This window comes from Pseudonocardia sp. C8 (assembly GCF_014267175.1).
Classification (GTDB): domain Bacteria; phylum Actinomycetota; class Actinomycetes; order Mycobacteriales; family Pseudonocardiaceae; genus Pseudonocardia.
Map to the genome: position 1 here is coordinate 5,991,336 of NZ_JACMTR010000002.1, position 17,860 is coordinate 6,009,195.

Sequence of the window (17,860 nt, forward strand, 5' to 3'; positions counted from 1 at the left end):
CGGACTCCGGGGTCGTCCCGAGCCGCCGGGCCGCACCGGGGACCAGTCTCGAGGCATGGACATCGCAGCGCAGAACCCCTCCTCCGACACCGACCCGACGACCGCGGTCCCCGGCACCGGGCCGGCGAGCGCGGTCCCCGGCACCGGGCCGGCGAGCGCGGTCCCCGGCACCGACCGGCCGGCGGCGGGGGTCACCGGGACGCCCGCGCCGTCCCTCGGCGACCGGCTCGCCTCCTACCGGCTGCGGCGCAGCACCACCGACAAGATGCTCGGCGGGGTCTGCGGCGGCCTGGCCCGTGACCTCGGCGTCGACGCGGCCCTGCTCCGGATCGCCGTGCTGGTGCTGACCCTGGTCACCGGGGGCGCTGCTGCACTGGTCTACCTCGCCGCCTGGATCGTCGCCCCGGCCGACTGAGCGGTGATCACGGATCCGGAGCAGATGCGGCCACCCGTGGCCGGATCGACGACGGTTCGTGGATCAGCGGCGGCACCGCCCCGGGCTGCACCTCGGCGGGAATCGGGGACGGGCGCCCGGGGCGCCGGCGGTCCCGGCCACCGCACGCCGCGGGGGCGGCACCGGCGAACCGGTACCGCCCCCGCGGATGGTGCTGAGCGGGACTAGAAGTCCATGCCGCCCATGCCACCGGTCGGGTCGGCCGCGCCGCCGCCGGCGTTCTTCTCCGGCTTGTCGGCGATGACCGCCTCGGTGGTGAGGAACAGGGCCGCGATCGAGGCCGCGTTCTGCAGCGCCGAGCGGGTCACCTTGGCCGGGTCGATGATGCCCGCCTTGATCAGGTCCGTGTACTCGCCGGTGGCGGCGTCGAGGCCCTCACCGGTCGGCAGGTTGCGGACCTTCTCCGCCACGACGCCGCCCTCGAGGCCGGCGTTGATGGCGATCTGCTTCAGCGGGGCCTCCAGCGCGACCTTGACGATGTTCGCGCCGGTGGCCTCGTCACCCTCCAGGCCGAGACCCTCGAACAGGCCCGCACCGGCCTGCAGCAGGGCCACGCCGCCACCGGCGACGATGCCCTCCTCGACGGCCGCCTTCGCGTTGCGGACGGCGTCCTCGATGCGGTGCTTGCGCTCCTTGAGCTCGACCTCGGTGGCCGCGCCGGCCTTGATGACGGCGACGCCGCCGGCCAGCTTGGCGAGGCGCTCCTGGAGCTTCTCGCGGTCGTAGTCGGAGTCGGTGCGCTCGATCTCGGCGCGGATCTGGTTGACCCGGCCGGCGATCTGGTCGGCGTCACCGGCGCCGTCGACGATGGTGGTCTCGTCCTTGGTCACGACGACCTTGCGGGCGGTGCCCAGCAGCGACAGGTCGGCGTTCTCCAGCTTGAGGCCGACCTTCTCCGAGATGACCTCGCCACCGGTGAGGATGCCCATGTCGGTGAGCATGGCCTCGCGGCGGTCACCGAAGCCCGGGGCCTTGACGGCGACGGACTTGAAGGTGCCACGGATCTTGTTGACGACCAGGGTGGCCAGGGCCTCGCCCTCGACGTCCTCGGCGATGATCGCCAGCGGCTTGCCCGACTGCATGACCTTCTCCAGCAGCGGGAGCAGGTCCTTGACGGTCGAGATCTTGGAGGAGACGAGCAGGACGTACGGGTCCTCGAGCTCGACCTCCATCCGCTCGGCGTCGGTGACGAAGTACGGCGAGATGTAGCCCTTGTCGAAGCGCATGCCCTCGGTGAGCTCGAGCTCGAGCCCGAAGGTCTGCGACTCCTCGACGGTGATGACGCCTTCCTTGCCGACCTTGTCCATCGCCTCGGCGATGAGCTCGCCGATCTGCGAGTCGGCGGCGGAGATCGACGCGGTGGCGGCGATCTGCTCCTTGGTCTCGACCTCCTTGGCGCTCTTCAGCAGCGCCTGGGAGACGGCCTCGGTGGCCTTCTCGATGCCCCGCTTGAGGGACATCGGGTTCGCGCCCGCGGCGACGTTGCGCAGGCCCTCGCGGACCAGCGCCTGGGCGAGCACGGTGGCGGTGGTGGTGCCGTCACCGGCGATGTCGTCGGTCTTCTTGGCGACCTCCTTCACCAGCTCGGCGCCGATCTTCTCCCAGGAGTCCTCGAGCTCGATCTCCTTGGCGATCGACACGCCGTCGTTGGTGATGGTCGGCGCGCCCCACTTCTTCTCCAGGACGACGTTGCGGCCCTTGGGGCCCAGCGTCACCTTGACGGCGTCGGCGAGGGTGTTCATGCCCCGCTCCAGGCCCCGGCGGGCCTCCTCGTCGAACGCGATCTGCTTCGCCATGGGGGTGTTGCCCTCCGTAGACAGAGTCGAGTGATCGGATGCGATGCCCGCGACGGACGCCCGGCTACCCTGCGCCGGACTCACCGACCCGACCTGGCACTCCACGGCCACGAGTGCCAGTGGATGCTGAGCCCGTTTCTAGCACTCGCCGATGGCGAGTGCAAGCTGGTGGCGCCGGGGTGCGGGCCGTCCGGGCCGGGGGGCAGGATGGCGCCATGAGCACCTGGTCGGAGACCGGTCCGCGCACCGTCGAGCAGCACGCCGCCGTGGTGGCCGCGCTCCTGCACCCGACCGGTGCCGAGACGGTGCCGCTCGCGGAGGCGAGCGGGCGGGTGCTGGCGGCGGACCTGACCGCCGGCGTCGCGCTGCCGCCGTTCGACAACTCCGCGATGGACGGCTACGCGGTGCGGGCCGCCGAGCTCGCCGGCGCGTCCGGCGAGGCGCCGGTGGACCTCCCGGTCGCCGCCGACATCCCGGCCGGCCGGACCGACGTCGGGCCGCTGGAGCCCGGCACGGTCGCGCGGATCATGACCGGCGCCCCGGTGCCGGCGGGGGCCGACGCGATCGTCCCGGTGGAGCGGACCGACGCCGGCACCGAGCGGGTGCGCATCTCGGCCGCCCCCGAGCCCGGCGCGTTCGTCCGCCGCGCGGGCGAGGACACCGCCGCCGGTGCCGTGCTGCTCACCGCGGGAACGGTGCTCGGTGCGTCGCAGATCGGCCTGGCGGCCGCGGTCGGCCGGCCGGAACTCCCGGTCCGCCGCAGGCCCCACGTCCTGGTGCTGTCGACCGGCTCGGAGCTGGTCCCCCCGGGGGAGCCGCTCGCGCCGGGGCAGATCTACGAGTCGAACGGGACGATGCTCGCCGTCGCCGTCCGGGAGGCGGGGGCGACGGCCGAGCAGCTGTCGTTCGTCCCGGACGACGTCGAGAAGTTCCGAGCGGTGCTCGCCGAGAAGGTCTCCGACGGGGTGGACCTGGTCCTCACCTCGGGCGGGGTGAGCGCGGGCGCCTACGAGGTCGTGAAGGAGGCGCTGACCGGGCACGGCGTCGAGTTCGGCAAGGTCGCGATGCAGCCCGGCGGGCCGCAGGGGTGCGGCCGGCTCGACCTGGGCGGCGCGACGGTGGCGGTGGTGACGCTGCCCGGCAACCCGGTCAGCTCGCTGGTGTCGTTCGAGGTGTTCGTCCGGCCCGCCCTGCGCGCCGCGGCAGGGCATCCCGCGCCGGTGCGGCCGGTGGTGACGGCCCGGCTCGCCGGCGGGCTGACGTCCGTCCCCGGCAAGCGGCAGTTCCGCCGCGGCGTCCTGGACGCTGCGTCGGGCACGGTCGCGGAGATCGGCGGCGCCGGATCGCACCTGATCGCGGCGCTGGCGCGGGCCGACTGCCTCATCGACCTCCCCGCGGAGACGACCTCGGTGGCCGACGGTGACCCGGTCGCGGTCTGGCTGCTGGACGGCTGACGGGCGCGGTCCGCGGTGAGCGGTACCGCCGGACACCGGAGCCGAACGCGCTGTGCGACAGGGCCACCACCCGCGCGGCCCTCGTGCTGGGCCGAAAGTGTGACCTGATTCATAGGCAGACGGGGCAACGAACTCACCCCGCGCGACGTCGGTGGGGGTGCGCGTTCGGCCGAACGAGGTAGATCACGGTGTTCATCCATCGTGATCTGGACGGCCGGTCGCCGGGGAGGAATACTTTTGCTCACGAGGGGGTAGACCCTTCACAGCACAGGACCCACCGCCCGTCGCTGGGGAGCGGACGAGCGGTTCCACGGCCGGGGTCGTCGTCTCGGGGGACGACGGCCCCGGCCCTTTTGTCGGCCCGTCCCGGTGCCCGCCCGGGAGATCCGGCAGGAGCGCGTGCTGCACCGCCCGCGTCACGAGCCGGTGATGGTGCCACGTCTCCGTGGCCGTGGCACGGACGGGGCCGGCCCGGCGTGTCCCGGTCGTCCCGCCGGTCGTGTGCGCGGGGTGTCCGCGTAGCGTGACGGGTCCCCAACCGGAGTATCAGGAGTCCACGACCCGCCATGGCCGAAGGAACCGGGACCTCGCCGACCCGCATCGCCCGACTGGTCCGGGACGCGATCCCCCCGATGCACCCGGGCGGGCGGCCGATCGTCGCCGGGGTCGCGCTCGCCGCCGCCGGAGTCCGGGCCCTCAGCGGCCGCGGCGCGCTGCCCGGCCTGCTGGCCACCGCGGCCACCGCCCTGTTCTTCCGCGACCCGCGCCGCACCCCGCCGCTGCGGACCGACGCCGTCCTGGCCCCGGCCGACGGCGTCGTCGCGACCGTCGACGAGGTCGTGCCGCCGGAGGAGCTGGCGCTGCCGCGCGAGCCGCACACCCGGGTGTCGGTCTTCCTCACCGTGCTCGACGTGCACGTCCAGTGGGTGCCGGTGAACGGCCGGGTCGCCGCGGTGGGTTACCGGACCGGGAAGTTCCTGTCGGCCGACCTCGACAAGGCCAGCGAGGACAACGAGCGCAACGCGATCACCTTCGTCCGCCCGGACGGCGCCCGGGTCGGTGTCGTCCAGATCGCCGGGCTGCTGGCGCGCCGGATCGTGTGCTCGCTGGCGGCCGGTGACGAGGTCGCGGCGGGCGAGCGGTTCGGCCTGATCCGGTTCGGCTCCCGCGTCGACACCTACCTGCCCCCCGGGACCGCGCCGCTCGTCCGCCCCGGCCAGCGCACGCTCGGGGCGGAGACCGTCCTCGGCGTCGTACCGGAGTCGACGGGCGATCCGCAGCCCCCGCACCGGGCGGAGGACTGAGCCATGGGGATCGGCCGTCCGCCGAACGGATACCCGGCCGGCGTCCGGCTGCTGCCGAACGCGGTCACCGTCCTCAACCTCTGCGCCGGGCTGTCCGCGGTCTACCTGGCGTTGCAGAACCGGTTCGACCTCGCCATCGGGGCCGTGCTCGCGGCCGCGCTCTGTGACGCGCTCGACGGCGGCCTCGCCCGGCTGCTCGACGCGTCCAGCCGGATCGGCGCCGAGCTCGACTCGCTCGCCGACCTGGTCTCGTTCGGTGTCGCGCCGGCCCTGGTGATCTACATCTGGGCGTTCGACGACTCGTCGCGCGCGGGTTGGATCGTGTCGCTGGTGTTCGCGGTGTGCATGGCCCTGCGGCTGGCCCGGTTCAACACCCTCATCGACGACGAGAGCGCGCCCCCGTTCGCCCGGGAGTTCTTCGTCGGCGTCCCGGCTCCGGCCGCGGCGATGACCGCCGGGATCCCGCTCTACCTGTGGCTGCACTTCGGCGACGGCTGGTGGTCGGCCGAGCCGCTGGTCGCGGCCTGGGCCCTGGTCACGGCGGCGCTGATGGTGAGCCGGATCCCCACGCTGTCGCTGAAGACCGTCCGGGTGCCGCAGCGGGCGATCGCCCCGCTGCTGGCCGGCGTGGCCGTGATCGTCGCGGTGATGTTCACGGTGCCGTTCCTCGGCATCACGATCGCCGGCGTCGGCTACCTGCTGCTGATGCCCTACACGATCTACCGCCACCGCTGGCTGTCCAAGCACCCCGAGGCCTGGGACGTCCCGGTGCGCCAGCGCCGCGCCGTCGCCCGGGCCGCACGCTCGGCCCGGCGGTTGGGCCTGCGCCCGCCGCTGCGCAGGCGGGTCGCCGGACGGGCCGGGGCGATGGCCCGCGGCGTGCGCCGCCGGCTGGACCCGGAGGGCGCGGCCCGGCGGGAGAACGACGCGAACCGCCGCGCCGCCGCCCGCGGCCCGGGCGTGGCCCCCGCCCCGCGCGGCAGCGGCCGCCGCCTCGGCCTGCGCCGCCGCTGACCCTGCGCCGCACCGTCCCGCCCACCGGGACGCTCACCGAACCCGGGAACGCTCGCTCGATCCGGTGAGCGTGGCCGGGTTCCGTGAGCGTCGCCGGGGCCGGTCGTACGCCGGGCCGGTCAGCGTCGCCGTCGCCGCCGGTGGATAGCGTGGGCGCCGTGGGAGATCCCTCGCTGACCCTGGTCGCACGCCTTGCCTCCGCGGCCGTCGACGCCCGCCGCGGCGTGATCCGGCTGCACCCCGAGGTGCTCGCCGGGCTCGGCCTGCGTTCCTGGGACGCGGTCACCCTCACCGGAGCCCGGGTGACGGCCGCGCTCGCCGTGGCCGGGGACGCCGGCACCCCGCACGGACAGGCCCGGCTCGACGACGTGACCCTGTCCAACACCGGGCTGACCGACGGTGCTCCGGTGGTCGTCGCGCCGGCGGCGGTGTCCCCGGCCCGCGAGGTGCGGCTGCTCGGCTCCCGGCTCGCGACGGCGTCGGTCACGCCCGCGACGCTGCGGCTCGCGCTGATGGGCAAGGTCCTGGTCCGTGGGGACGCGGTGTCGCTGCTGCCGCAGGACATCGCACCGCCGCCGGGCGCGGACGTCCACTCGGCGCGGCGCGCCCTGGCCGCCGCCGTCGGCGGGGCGTGGACGTCCGAGCTGCTGACCGTCGCGGTCGCCGACCCGAACGGCGTCCCGGTCGTCGTGCAGCCGTCGACGGTCGTCGGCTGGCAGGGCGGTGCGGACACCGGGTCGGTCCTGGTCAGCCGGACGGCCGGTGGGCCCGGTCCCACCGGCGCCCCGGGCGCCCCCGGCCCGGCCGGCATCGTGGGCGCCCCGGGCTCCCCAGGCTCGGCCGGCATCGTGGGCACGCCGGGCGGCGGGACACCGGCCGGTGGCGTTCCGGCCGACGGCGCACGGGCTCCCGGCTCTGCCCGATCCGGCGCCGGCAGTGCACCCCCGGCTGCCGCGGGCCCGGCCGCCGCCGGCCCCGGGACGCCCGGGGCCACTCCCGCCGCGACCGACCCGCCGATCGCCCTCGACGACCTGGCCGCCAACGAAACGGTCGCCCGCAGGCTCGTCGACTGGCTGGAGCTGATGTTCCGCCGCCCCGAGCTGCTCACCCGGCTCGGTGGCAGCGCGCGGCTCGGCGTGCTCGTCACCGGGCCCGAGGGGGCCGGCAAGGCGACCCTGGTGCGCAGCGCCGCCGCCGCGGTCGGGGCGCGCTGCGTGGAGCTGGTGGCGCCGGGCGTCGCCGCCGTGGAACCCGCGGCCGCCGCCGAGCGGGTCCGGGCCGCGATCGCCGACGCCCGCAGCACGCCGGACGACCCGGCCGTCCTCCTGGTGCACGACGCGGACGCCCTGCTGCCGGCGTCGAACCCGCCCCCGCTGGCGACCCTGGTGCTCGACGAGCTGCGCGCGGCGACCGCGCCCGGCGGGCCCGCGCTCGTCGTCACCAGCGCCGAGCCGGAGGGGCTCGACCCGCGGCTGCGTGCCCCCGATCTCGTGGACCGCGAGCTCGCCGTCCCGTTGCCGGACACGGCGACCCGGCGTGCGCTGCTCGAACGGCTGCTGTCCGGCGTCCCGCGGGCCGGCGACGTCGACCTCGCGGCGATCGCGGCCCGCACGCCGGGGTTCGTGGTGGCCGACCTGGCAGCGGTCCGCCGGGAGGCCGCGATCGCGGCCGCGCTGCGGGGCGGGAGCGACCCCGGGAGCGAGGAGCTCCGCCAGCAGGACCTGCTCGACGCCGTGGGCTCGGTCCGCCCGATCTCGCTGTCCGGTGGCGGGACGCTGAGCGCGGGCGGCCTCACCCTGGACGACGTCGGCGACATGACCGAGGTCAAGCAGTCCCTCACCGAGGCGGTGCTGTGGCCGCTGCGGCACCCGGACTCGTTCGCCCGGCTCGGTGTGGACGCCCCGCGCGGCGTGCTGCTCTACGGCCCGCCCGGCGGTGGCAAGACGTTCCTGCTGCGGGCGCTGGCCGGGTCCGGCGACCTCAACGTGTTCGCGGTGAAGGGCGCCGAGCTGCTCGACAAGTACGTCGGCGAGTCCGAGCGTGCGGTGCGCGAGCTGTTCCGGCGGGCCGCCGAGGCCGCGCCCGCGCTGATCTTCCTGGACGAGGTCGACGCGCTCGCCCCGCGCCGCGGCGGCTCGACCGACGCCGGTGTCGCGGACCGCGTCGTCGCCGCGCTCCTCACCGAGCTCGACGGCGCGACCCCGCTGCGGGAGGTGGTCGTCGTGGGTGCCACCAACCGGCCGGAGCTGATCGACCCGGCGCTGCTGCGGCCGGGCCGGCTGGAGCGGCTGGTGTTCGTCCCGCCCCCGGACGCCGAGGCCCGTGCCGACATCCTGCGCGCGGCCGGCCGGGACGTCCCGCTGGCCGGTGACGTCGACCTGGACGCGCTCGCGTCCGACCTGGAGGGCTACTCGGCCGCGGACTGCGCGGCGCTGCTGCGCGAGGCCGCGCTGACCGCGATGCGGGAGTCCCTCGAGGCGGGCGAGGTGACGGCCGCGCACATCGTGACCGCCCGCGCGGCGGTCCGCCCGTCGCTGGACCCGGTGCAGGTCGCCGAGCTGGAGGAGTACGCGCGGCGCCGCAGTGCCTGAGGAGTCCACCGGCGGACACACGACGGCCCCGGACGGAACCCGTCCGGGGCCGTGTCCGCGCGCCGGGGAGCGGAGTCGGTGTCAGGCCGCCGAGAAGTCCTTCGTGACGATCACGATCACGCCCGGGGTGGCGTCCTGGATGCCCGGGAAGCGGGGCTCGACGCGCATGCCGAACTTCTTCCCGATCTCCTCCGCGGCCGCCTTCTCACCCGAGCCCTCGCGGTAGTAGACGGTCGTGGTCGGGACGACACCCTGGGAGTAGTTCTGCACCTGCGAGACGTCCCAGCCGTTGGTGCGGAACTTGCCGGCGGCCTTCTCGGCGAGTCCGCGGATCGTCGAGTTGTTGTAGATCCGGACGGCCGGGCGGGCCGTGGCCTTGGACCCCTCGGCGGCCGCGACGCCCCCGGAGCCGGGGGGCGGGGGCGGCGGTGCGACGGCCGGCCCGACGCCGTCGTAACCGGGCGACCCCGGGGTGCCGGGCGCGCCCGGGGTGAACGGCGAGGTGCCCGCGCCGGGGGTACCGGGCGCACCGGGCGTGCCCGGCGCTCCGGGGGTGCCGGGAGCACCGGGGGTGCCGGGCGCGCCAGGGGTCCCGGGGGCAGGTGCGCCGGGTGCGCCGGGCGTGCCGGGAGCCGGTGCTCCGGGAGCGCCGGGTGCGCCGGGCGTGCCGGGAGCCGGTGCTCCGGGAGCGCCGGGGGCGGGTGCTCCGGGAGCGCCGGGTGTTCCGGGCGCGGGGGCGCCGGGTGCGGGCGCACCGTCCGGTGCGGGCGAGGTCTCGGAGGTCGCCGACGGCGGCGCCGCCTGCGGGCTCTCCTGGCCTCCGCCGCCGAGCCCGGCCAGGCCGACGATGCCGGCGACCGCACCGACGCCGATCAGGGCGATGCCGGCGATCTTCAGGGGCGAGCGTCCGCCCGACGCGGGTGCGGTCATCCTGACCTCCGATAGGGGCTCGAGCTGCGGCTCACGGCTGTCGTCCGTCGCTCAGGGCTCGAGGCCCAGCCGGCGGGCGGCACGGGTGCGCTGCCGGCTGGAGCGCAGCCGGCGCAGGCGCTTGACCAGCAACGGGTCGACGGCCAGCGCCTCCGGCTTGTCGACGAGCGCGTTCAGCACCTGGTAGTAGCGGGTGGCGGACATGTCGAACAGCTCGCGGATCGCCTGCTCCTTGGCGCCCGCGTACTTCCACCACTGGGCCTCGAACGCGAGGATCTCGCGCTCCCGGCGGTCGAGCTCGCGCGAGGGAGCGGCAGAGCGCCGGTGCGCTCCGCGGCTTTCCGACAGGGACCCAGCGGACTCCATCACGCTCCTCGAGCGGCCGACGAACTCAGGTGGTGGCGGCCCGTGCGCGGGACGGCACCACCTGCGAATGACACGCCTGTCATTCGCGGCACGGATTCAACCACACAGGACCGACAGGAACCGGTCGCGACGCGCCCCGGGGCGCGAAACCGCCCGGACGGGTCCGGCGGCGGGAGCGGGTGGGTGCTGACCGTACCCTGCGACGGTGACCGTTCTGCGCATCCGCATGGTCGGCGATCCCGTGCTGCACCGGCCCACCCGGCCCGTCGAGCAGGTGGACGACGAGCTCAGGACGCTCGTCGCGGACATGTTCGAGACGATGGCGGCCGCGCACGGCGTCGGCCTGGCGGCGAACCAGGTCGGTGTCGACCTGCGGCTGTTCGTCTACGACTGCCCCGACGAGGAGACCCGCACGATGCGCCGCGGGCACGTCCTCAACCCGGTGCTGGAGACCAGCGAGCGCCCCGAGATCATGCCGGACCCGGACGACGACCTGGAGGGCTGCCTCTCGGTCCCGGGTGAGAGCTTCGCGACCGGGCGCGCCGAGTGGGCCCGGGTCACCGGGACCGACCTGGACGGGAACCCGGTCGACGTCGAGGGCAAGGGTTTCTTCGCCCGGTGCCTGCAGCACGAGACCGACCACCTCGACGGCCACCTGTACCTGGACCGGCTGATGGGCCGGAACCAGCGGGCGGCCCGCAAGATGCTCAAACGCAACGGCTGGGGCAACCCGGACGACTCGTGGGACCCGTCCGCGCTGCTGGCGGAGGACGTCCCCCGGCAGGGCTGACGCCTCGTGAGTGGTGACGCGGGCCCTGGCCCACGTCACCACTCACGGGCGCGTCAGCGCCGTGGCTCGAGCACGAAGACCGGGATGAGCCGGGAGGTCTTCTCCTGGTAGTCGGCGTACGGCGGGTAGGCCTCGACGCAGCGGTCCCACCACTCCTGCCGCTCGTCACCGGTGAGCTCGCGGGCGACGTAGGTCCCGGTCTCGGTGCCGTCCTGCACGGTGACCTCGGGATGGGCGCGGACGTTGTGGTACCAGGCCGGGTTCTGCGGGGTACCGCCCTTGGAGGCGACCATCGCGTACGCGCCGTCGTGCTCGACCCGCATGACCGGCACGTAGCGCTTCCTGCCGGACCTCGCGCCGGTCGTGGTCACCAGGACGATCGGGCGGTCCAGCACCGTCACGCCGTGGGTCGTCCCGTTCTCCAGGATCGTCTCGGTCTGCTCGCGCACCCAGTCGGTCGGGCTCAGTTCGGCCTTCTGCGTCATGGTCGCCAGCGTATGGCGTAACCGCCGGGGCTGCCCTAGGGTCCGGGGCACATCTGAACACGCGGGAGCTCCGTCGCGCGGGGCTGAGAGGGCGACACACCGATCCACGGTCGCCGACCGCAGAACCGGCCGGGTAATGCCGGCCAGGGAGGAAGTCGTCATGACGGCTGCACACGTGCGTCCCCAGGTCACGACCGGGCCGATCGCAGGCTCCACGAAGCACTACGTGGACGGACCGGACGGCCTGCGGGTCCCGGTCCGGCGGATCGCGCTGTCGAACGGTGAGCACCACGACGTCTACGACACCTCCGGCCCCTACACCGACGACCAGGCCGAGATCGACGTGCGGGCCGGCCTGCCCGCGCTCCGGTCGGACTGGATCGGGGGCCGGGACGGGACCCAGCTGTCGCACGCCCGTGCCGGGACCATCACGCCGGAGATGCGGTTCATCGCGATCCGCGAGGGCTGCGACGCCGAGCTCGTCCGCTCCGAGGTCGCCCGCGGCCGCGCGGTGATCCCCGCCAACGTCCGCCACCCCGAGTCCGAACCGATGATCATCGGCAAGCGGTTCCTGACCAAGGTCAACGCCAACATCGGCAACTCCGCGGTCTCCTCGGGGATCGAGGAGGAGGTGGAGAAGATGGTGTGGGCGACCCGCTGGGGCGCCGACACCGTGATGGACCTCTCGACCGGCCGGGACATCCACGCCACCCGGGAACGGATCCTGCGCAACTCCCCGGTCCCGATCGGCACCGTGCCGATCTACCAGGCACTGGAGAAGGTGGACGGCGACCCGGCGAAGCTGTCCTGGGAGGTCTACCGGGACACCGTGGTCGAGCAGTGCGAGCAGGGCGTCGACTACATGACGGTGCACGCGGGGGTGCTGCTTCGGTACGTCCCGCTGACCGCGAAGCGGGTCACCGGGATCGTCTCCCGCGGCGGTTCGATCATGGCCGCGTGGTGCCTGGCGCACCATCGCGAGTCGTTCCTCTACACCCGTTTCGCCGAGCTGTGCGAGATCCTGCGCCGCTACGACGTCACGTTCTCCCTCGGCGACGGCCTGCGGCCGGGCTCGATCGCCGACGCCAACGACACCGCGCAGCTCGCCGAGCTGGAGACGCTGGGCGAGCTCACCCGGATCGCCCGCGAGCACGACGTCCAGGTGATGATCGAGGGGCCCGGGCACGTCCCGATGGACAAGATCGTCGAGAACGTGCGGCTGGAGGAGGAGTGGTGCGACGAGGCGCCGTTCTACACCCTCGGCCCGCTCGCCACCGACATCGCGCCCGGCTACGACCACATCACCTCGGCCATCGGCGCCGCGCGGATCGCCGAGGCCGGCACCGCGATGCTCTGCTACGTCACGCCCAAGGAGCACCTGGGCCTGCCGAACCGCGACGACGTGAAGGTCGGCGTGATCAGCTACAAGATCGCCGCCCACGCGGCCGACCTGGCGAAGGGGCACCCGCACGCCCAGGCCCGCGACGACGCGCTGAGCCAGGCCCGGTTCGAGTTCCGCTGGCGCGACCAGTTCGCGCTCGCGCTGGACCCGGACACCGCGCAGGCCTACCACGACGAGACGCTGCCGGCGGAGCCCGCGAAGACCGCGCACTTCTGCTCGATGTGCGGGCCGAAGTTCTGCTCGATGAAGATCACCCAGGACGTCCGGGACTACGCCGAGGAGCACGGGCTGACCAGCGTCGAGGCGATCGAGGCGGGGATGGAGGAGAAGGCGGGCGAGTTCCGCGACGAGGGCGGCCGGGTCTACCTGCCGATCTCGTCGGCCGGGGACTGAGCACCGGGCGGACCGGCCCGGTGCCGGGGAACCGGGTTACCGTCGTCGGTGCAGGACGTCGCCGGTGCACGAGGCGCCGGCGATCAGGACGCGGGAGCTCGCGGGGCGAGCGGGCTGAGAGGGCGGCTGGTGTCCGGACGGACCACCGCCGCCGACCGCGGGACCGGCCGGGTAATGCCGGCCAGGGAGGACCGGGCCATGGAACCCACCGTCGGCACCACCCCGCCGCGCGTCATGACGATCGCCGGCACCGACTCGGGCGGCGGCGCCGGGATCGCCGCCGACCTGCGCGCGTTCGCCGCCTGCGGGGTGCACGGCTGCCTCGCGGTCTGCGCGGTCACCGTGCAGAACTCGGTCGGCGTCACCGGCGTCCACACGATCCCGACCGGGACGATCACGGGGCAGATCGCCTCGGTCGCGTCCGACATCGGGCTGCAGGCCGCCAAGACCGGCATGCTGGCCAACGCCGAGATCATCGAGGCGGTCGCGTCGGCGTTCGACGAGAACGGGATCGGTGCCGGGCACGCCACCCCGCTCGTCGTCGACCCGGTCGCGGCGTCCATGCACGGCGACCCGCTGCTCGCCGCCGAGGCCCTGGACGCGTACCGGCACGTCCTGTTCCCGCGGGCCACCCTGGTCACCCCGAACCTGGACGAGATCCGGCTGCTGGTCGAGCACGACGTCCACGACCGGGACGGCCAGTACGCGGCGGCGAAGGCGCTGCACGCCCTCGGGCCGCGGGCCGTGCTGGTCAAGGGCGGCCACCTCGCCGGTGACCGGGACGGCTGCCTCGACCTCCTCTTCGACGGCGAGTCCTTCGTGGAGCTCCCCGGTCCGCGCTTCGACACCGGGAACACCCACGGCGGCGGGGACTCCCTGGCGGCCGCGACCGCGTCCGGGCTGGCCCGCGGGCTGTCCGTCGAGGGCGCGGTCCGGTTCGGCAAGCGCTACATCGTCGAGGCCGTCCGGCACTCCTACCCGCTGGGCGCGGGACACGGCCCGGTCTCTCCACTGTGGGCGATCCGGCCGTGGTGGGACGACCCCGCGGCGAGCGCCGGCAGGTAAGGGTGCCCTGACCTGCGGATCCGCCATCGTGTGGATCTCGCCGACACCGGTGCGCGCGTATACGCTCGCGCTCGATGAGCATCTTGGGCACGCGCGTCGTCCGCACGGAGGATCCGGTCTTCCTCACGCGCGGCGCGACCTACACCGACGACCTGATCGACGAACGGCTGACCGGAGCGTTGCACCTGACGCTCGTCCGCTCGCCGCTGGCCCACGCGGAGATCACCTCGATCGACACCTCGGCGGCGCTCGAGTCGCCCGGCGTCGTCGCGGTGGTCACCGGCGCCGACCTCGACATCGCCCCGGCGCTGCTGTTCCCCGGGGCGAACAAGGCGATGACCCGCCCCTTCCTCGCCACCGACCGGGTCCGGTTCGTCGGCGAGCCGGTCGCGGCGGTGCTGACCGAGGAGTTCTACCAGGGCGAGGACGCCGCCGAGCTGGTCGACGTCGAGTACGAGCCGCTGCAGGCGGTGATCGACCCGCTGGCGGCGGCCCGCGACGAGGTCCTGCTCTTCGACGAGGCCGGCACCAACACGGCGGCCGCGTACGGCTACGACACGGAGCCGGCCGCGGACTTCTTCGACGACTGCGAGGTCGTCGTCACCCAGGACCTGGTCAACCAGCGGCTCGCCGCCGCCCCGCTGGAGACCCGCGCCGCGAGCGCGTTCTGGGAAGGGGACCGGGTCACGATCTACCTGTCCAACCAGAACGCCCAGGGCGGCCGCGACGAGATCGCCGGCTGGCTGGGCATGGACAAGGAGAACGTGCGGGTCGTCCTGCCCGACGTCGGCGGCGGTTTCGGCGCGAAGATCGGCTCCGACCCGGAGTTCGCGCTGGTGGCCTGGCTCGCCCGCCGGCAGGGCCGCCCGGTCCGCTGGAACGAGTCCCGCTCGGAGAACATGACCGGGATGGTGCAGGGCCGCGCCCAGCGCCAGACCGTCACCATCGGCGGCACCCGTGACGGCAGGGTGACCCACTACCGGCTCGACGTCACCCAGGACCTCGGCGCCTACCCGCGGCTGGGGACCTTCCTGCCGATGTTCACCCGGATGATGGCGCCCGGCACCTACGACATCGAGCACGTCGAGTCGCGGGCCCGCGCCGTCGTCACCAACACCACCTCGGTCGCCGCCTACCGCGGCGCCGGGCGGCCGGAGGCGACCGCGGCGATCGAGCGGGCGATGGACCTGTTCGCCGCCGAGATCGGCAAGGACCCGGCCGAGGTGCGCAAGCTCAACGTCGTCGCGCCGGACAAGTTCCCGTTCAAGACCAAGGGCGGCGTCGAGTACGACTCCGGCGAGTACGCCAAGGCGATCGACCTGGCGCTCACCGAGGCCGGCTACGAGCAGCTGCGTGCCGAGCAGAGGGCGCGCCGCGAGCGCGGCGACGTCCGCCAGCTCGGCGTCGGCGTCTCGTCCTACGTGGAGATCACCGGCGGTGGCGCGTTCGCCGAGGACGCCTCGGTCGAGGTGCACGCCGACGGCTCGGTGACCGTGCTGACCGGCACCTCCCCGCACGGGCAGGGGCACGCGACGGCCTGGGCGATGCTGGCCTCCGACCAGCTCGGCGTGCCGATCGAGAAGATCACCGTCAAGCACGGCGACACCGACCTGGTGCCGCGCGGCGGCGGCACGATGGGCTCGCGGAGCCTGCAGACCGGTGGCGTCGCGGTGCACCAGGCCTCTGCCGAGCTGATCGACCTGGCCAAGCAGCGGGCCGCGGACCTGCTCGAGGCGAGCGTCGAGGACCTGGAGCTCGATCCCTCGAACGCGGCGATCACCGTCCGCGGCGTCCCGTCGGCGAAGTCGGTCACGCTGGCCGAGCTCGCCGCGCAGGAACCGCTCAAGGTCGACACCACCTGGGACGGCAAGAAGCCCACATTCCCGTTCGGCGCGCACGTCTGCGTCGTCGAGGTCGACACCGAGTCCGGGAAGGTCACCGTCGAGCGGATCGTCGCGGTCGACGACGCCGGCCCGGTCCTCAACCCGCTGCTGTGCGACGGCCAGCGGCACGGCGGCATCGCCCAGGGCATCGCGCAGGCGCTGCTGGAGGAGGTGCTCTTCGACGAGGAGGGCCAGCCGCTCACCGGCACGTTCGCCGACTACGGCATCCCCTCGGCGGCCGAGCTCCCGAGCTTCGACCTCGTCGAGATGACCACGCCGACGCCGATCAACCCCATGGGGTACAAGGGCATCGGCGAGGCCGGGACGATCGGGTCCACCCCCGCCACCCAGAGCGCCGTCATCGACGCCCTGTCCCACCTCGGCATCACGCACATCGACATGCCCCTGACCCCGCTGCGGGTCTGGGAGGCCATCCACGCCGCTTCGGAGGCGAGCACGTGAAGGTAGAGATCACCGTCAACGGCGAGGCGACCACCGCCGACGTCGAGCCCCGCCAGCTGCTCGCGCACTACCTGCGCGACACGGTCGGGCTGAAGGCGACCAACATCGGTTGCGACACCTCCTCCTGCGGCGCGTGCACCGTGCTGCTCGACGGCGAGGCCGTGAAGTCCTGCACCGTGTTGTCGGTCCAGGCCGACCGGCAGTCGGTCACCACGATGGAGGGGCTCGACGGCGCCGCCGAGGGCCGCCCGGAGCACCCGGTCACCGCGGCGTTCCACGCCGAGCACGGCCTGCAGTGCGGGTTCTGCACCCCGGGCATGGTCATGGCCGCGGTGTCGCTGATCGAGCACGACGAGGACCTGGACGAGCGCAAGGTCCGGGAGGGCCTGGAGGGCAACCTCTGCCGCTGCACCGGCTACCACAACATCGTCCGCGCGGTGCTGGTCGCGGCCGGCAAGGACCCGGACGCCGCACAGAAGGCGGAGGCCGCGTCCGGCGCGCCGCGCACCGCGCCCGGCTTCTCCCGCGGGGAGGCCGGCGCATGATCCCGCTCGCGTTCGACTACGCCCGCCCGGACACCCTCGACGACGCCATCGCGCTGCTCGCCGAGAAGGGCGAGGACGCCAGCGTCCTCGCCGGCGGGCACTCGCTGATCCCGGTCATGAAGGTCCGGCTCGGGGCACCCGAGTTCCTGATCGACATCGGGCGGCTGTCCGAGCTCAGCTACATCACGCTCGACGAGGCCGCGGGCGAGGTCGCCATCGGGGCCGGGACCAAGCACCGCGACCTGGTGAGCTCCGAGGTCCTGGCGGCCGAGGTGCCGCTGCTGCCGGCGGTGGCCCGCACCGTCGGGGACCCGCAGATCCGGGCCCGCGGCACCCTGGGCGGGACCCTCGCGCACGCCGACCCGGCCGCCGACCTGCCCGCCGCGGTGCTCGCCCTGGACGGCACGGTCGTCCTGCAGGGCCCGCGGGGGCGCCGCTCGGTGCCGGTCGGCGAGTTCTACACCGGTGTGTTCACCACGGTCCGCGAGCCGGACGAGCTGATCGTCGAGATCCGGATCCCGCGGTGCGGGGACCAGGGCTGGGCGTACGAGAAGTTCACCCGGCGCTCCAACGACTGGGCGATCGTGGCCGTCGCGGTGTCCGGTGACCGGGTCGGGCTGGTGAACATGGGCTCGACGTCGTTGCGGGCCACCGCCACCGAGCAGGCGCTGAAGGACGGCAGGTCGATCGCCGAGGCGGCCGCGCTGGCCGCCGAGGGGACCGAGCCGCCCGCCGACACGCACGGCACCCCCGCCTACCGCACCCACCTGGCGCAGGTCCTCACCCGCCGGGCCCTGGAGACGGCACGCGGGCAGCGCTGATCCCGGGGCGGCGCCGACCCCACGGGTCGGCGCGCGCCCGCCCCTTCCCACGAGCGGACCCCTCGTGGGAAGGGGCGCCACGGGGCGATGAGTGCGCCGCTGTGA

At 74.3% G+C, this 17,860-nt stretch carries 15 protein-coding genes; 11 read left to right on the top strand and 4 right to left on the bottom strand.

The genetic code is table 11. The features are described 5' to 3' along the window. Positions 1 to 55 precede the first annotated feature (55 nt). A complete protein-coding gene (locus tag H7X46_RS31035) occupies positions 56 to 415 on the top strand; it encodes a PspC domain-containing protein (protein WP_222131465.1) in 360 nt (119 codons plus the stop codon). A 203-nt stretch (positions 416 to 618) separates the two neighbouring features. Here the strand turns inward: H7X46_RS31035 and groL are convergent, their stop codons facing one another. Beyond that, positions 619 to 2,250: a chaperonin GroEL gene (gene groL, locus H7X46_RS28495; RefSeq protein ID WP_186362273.1), complete on the bottom strand. Its 1,632-nt coding sequence runs from the start codon at positions 2,248 to 2,250 to the stop codon at positions 619 to 621. A gap of 215 nt (positions 2,251 to 2,465) precedes the next feature. Here groL and glp point away from each other — a divergent pair, with 215 nt between their 5' ends. From glp to H7X46_RS28515, 4 genes are all read left to right on the top strand, one after another. Then, complete coding sequence (gene glp, locus H7X46_RS28500; RefSeq protein ID WP_186362274.1) at positions 2,466 to 3,704, top strand: gephyrin-like molybdotransferase Glp; 1,239 nt, start codon at positions 2,466 to 2,468, stop codon at positions 3,702 to 3,704. A 566-nt stretch (positions 3,705 to 4,270) separates the two neighbouring features. Continuing rightward, entirely contained in the window at positions 4,271 to 5,008 is a 738-nt protein-coding gene (locus tag H7X46_RS28505; protein WP_186362275.1) for a phosphatidylserine decarboxylase, read from the top strand. A 3-nt stretch (positions 5,009 to 5,011) separates the two neighbouring features. Next, positions 5,012 to 6,022 carry a CDP-diacylglycerol--serine O-phosphatidyltransferase gene (gene pssA / locus H7X46_RS28510; RefSeq protein WP_186362276.1) on the top strand — a complete coding sequence of 337 codons (1,011 nt, stop codon included), beginning with the start codon at positions 5,012 to 5,014 and terminating at the stop codon, positions 6,020 to 6,022. 158 nt (positions 6,023 to 6,180) lie between these two features. Continuing rightward, positions 6,181 to 8,613, top strand: a complete 2,433-nt coding sequence (locus tag H7X46_RS28515; RefSeq protein WP_186362277.1) for an AAA family ATPase — start codon at positions 6,181 to 6,183, stop codon at positions 8,611 to 8,613. An 81-nt stretch (positions 8,614 to 8,694) separates the two neighbouring features. Here H7X46_RS28515 and H7X46_RS30450 read toward each other — a convergent pair whose 3' ends face one another. Next, positions 8,695 to 9,543 carry a LytR C-terminal domain-containing protein gene (locus tag H7X46_RS30450; RefSeq protein WP_186362278.1) on the bottom strand — a complete coding sequence of 283 codons (849 nt, stop codon included), beginning with the start codon at positions 9,541 to 9,543 and terminating at the stop codon, positions 8,695 to 8,697. A 51-nt stretch (positions 9,544 to 9,594) separates the two neighbouring features. Further along, a complete protein-coding gene (locus tag H7X46_RS28525) occupies positions 9,595 to 9,909 on the bottom strand; it encodes a DUF3263 domain-containing protein (RefSeq protein ID WP_186362279.1) in 315 nt (104 codons plus the stop codon). Positions 9,910 to 10,114: 205 nt separating this feature from the next. Here H7X46_RS28525 and H7X46_RS28530 point away from each other — a divergent pair, with 205 nt between their 5' ends. Continuing rightward, the gene (locus H7X46_RS28530; RefSeq protein WP_186362280.1) at positions 10,115 to 10,699 is read left to right on the top strand and encodes a peptide deformylase; all 585 of its coding nucleotides are present in this window, start codon (positions 10,115 to 10,117) and stop codon (positions 10,697 to 10,699) included. A 53-nt stretch (positions 10,700 to 10,752) separates the two neighbouring features. Here the strand turns inward: H7X46_RS28530 and H7X46_RS28535 are convergent, their stop codons facing one another. Next, positions 10,753 to 11,184 (bottom strand): nitroreductase family deazaflavin-dependent oxidoreductase, encoded by a 432-nt coding sequence (locus H7X46_RS28535; protein ID WP_186362281.1) that lies wholly within the window; start codon positions 11,182 to 11,184, stop codon positions 10,753 to 10,755. Between the two features lie 160 nt (positions 11,185 to 11,344). On the opposite strand from H7X46_RS28535, the gene thiC reads away from it, so the two are divergent. From thiC to H7X46_RS28560, 5 genes are all read left to right on the top strand, one after another. Further along, a complete protein-coding gene (thiC, locus tag H7X46_RS28540; protein ID WP_186362282.1) occupies positions 11,345 to 12,979 on the top strand; it encodes a phosphomethylpyrimidine synthase ThiC in 1,635 nt (544 codons plus the stop codon). A 198-nt stretch (positions 12,980 to 13,177) separates the two neighbouring features. Next, the gene (gene thiD / locus H7X46_RS28545) at positions 13,178 to 14,044 is read left to right on the top strand and encodes a bifunctional hydroxymethylpyrimidine kinase/phosphomethylpyrimidine kinase (protein ID WP_186362283.1); all 867 of its coding nucleotides are present in this window, start codon (positions 13,178 to 13,180) and stop codon (positions 14,042 to 14,044) included. A gap of 74 nt (positions 14,045 to 14,118) precedes the next feature. Continuing rightward, positions 14,119 to 16,389 (top strand): xanthine dehydrogenase family protein molybdopterin-binding subunit, encoded by a 2,271-nt coding sequence (locus H7X46_RS28550; RefSeq protein WP_186362284.1) that lies wholly within the window; start codon positions 14,119 to 14,121, stop codon positions 16,387 to 16,389. Continuing rightward, complete coding sequence (locus H7X46_RS28555; protein ID WP_186362285.1) at positions 16,386 to 16,934, top strand: (2Fe-2S)-binding protein; 549 nt, start codon at positions 16,386 to 16,388, stop codon at positions 16,932 to 16,934. Before H7X46_RS28550 ends, H7X46_RS28555 begins: the two co-directional genes overlap by 4 nt. After that, positions 16,931 to 17,755 carry a xanthine dehydrogenase family protein subunit M gene (locus tag H7X46_RS28560; protein ID WP_186362286.1) on the top strand — a complete coding sequence of 275 codons (825 nt, stop codon included), beginning with the start codon at positions 16,931 to 16,933 and terminating at the stop codon, positions 17,753 to 17,755. The genes H7X46_RS28555 and H7X46_RS28560 overlap by 4 nt, the downstream gene beginning before the upstream one ends. Positions 17,756 to 17,860: the final 105 nt, after the last annotated feature.

Coding starts and splice junctions, on each gene's coding strand:
- thiD (WP_186362283.1), top strand. CDS start 13,178: ATGGAACCCACCGTCGGCACCACCCCGCCGCGCGTCATGACGATCGCC.
- glp (WP_186362274.1), top strand. CDS start 2,466: ATGAGCACCTGGTCGGAGACCGGTCCGCGCACCGTCGAGCAGCACGCC.
- groL (WP_186362273.1), bottom strand. CDS start 2,250: ATGGCGAAGCAGATCGCGTTCGACGAGGAGGCCCGCCGGGGCCTGGAG.
- H7X46_RS28550 (WP_186362284.1), top strand. CDS start 14,119: ATGAGCATCTTGGGCACGCGCGTCGTCCGCACGGAGGATCCGGTCTTC.
- H7X46_RS31035 (WP_222131465.1), top strand. CDS start 56: ATGGACATCGCAGCGCAGAACCCCTCCTCCGACACCGACCCGACGACC.
- H7X46_RS28535 (WP_186362281.1), bottom strand. CDS start 11,184: ATGACGCAGAAGGCCGAACTGAGCCCGACCGACTGGGTGCGCGAGCAG.
- H7X46_RS28505 (WP_186362275.1), top strand. CDS start 4,271: ATGGCCGAAGGAACCGGGACCTCGCCGACCCGCATCGCCCGACTGGTC.
- H7X46_RS30450 (WP_186362278.1), bottom strand. CDS start 9,543: ATGACCGCACCCGCGTCGGGCGGACGCTCGCCCCTGAAGATCGCCGGC.
- thiC (WP_186362282.1), top strand. CDS start 11,345: ATGACGGCTGCACACGTGCGTCCCCAGGTCACGACCGGGCCGATCGCA.
- pssA (WP_186362276.1), top strand. CDS start 5,012: ATGGGGATCGGCCGTCCGCCGAACGGATACCCGGCCGGCGTCCGGCTG.
- H7X46_RS28560 (WP_186362286.1), top strand. CDS start 16,931: ATGATCCCGCTCGCGTTCGACTACGCCCGCCCGGACACCCTCGACGAC.
- H7X46_RS28525 (WP_186362279.1), bottom strand. CDS start 9,909: ATGGAGTCCGCTGGGTCCCTGTCGGAAAGCCGCGGAGCGCACCGGCGC.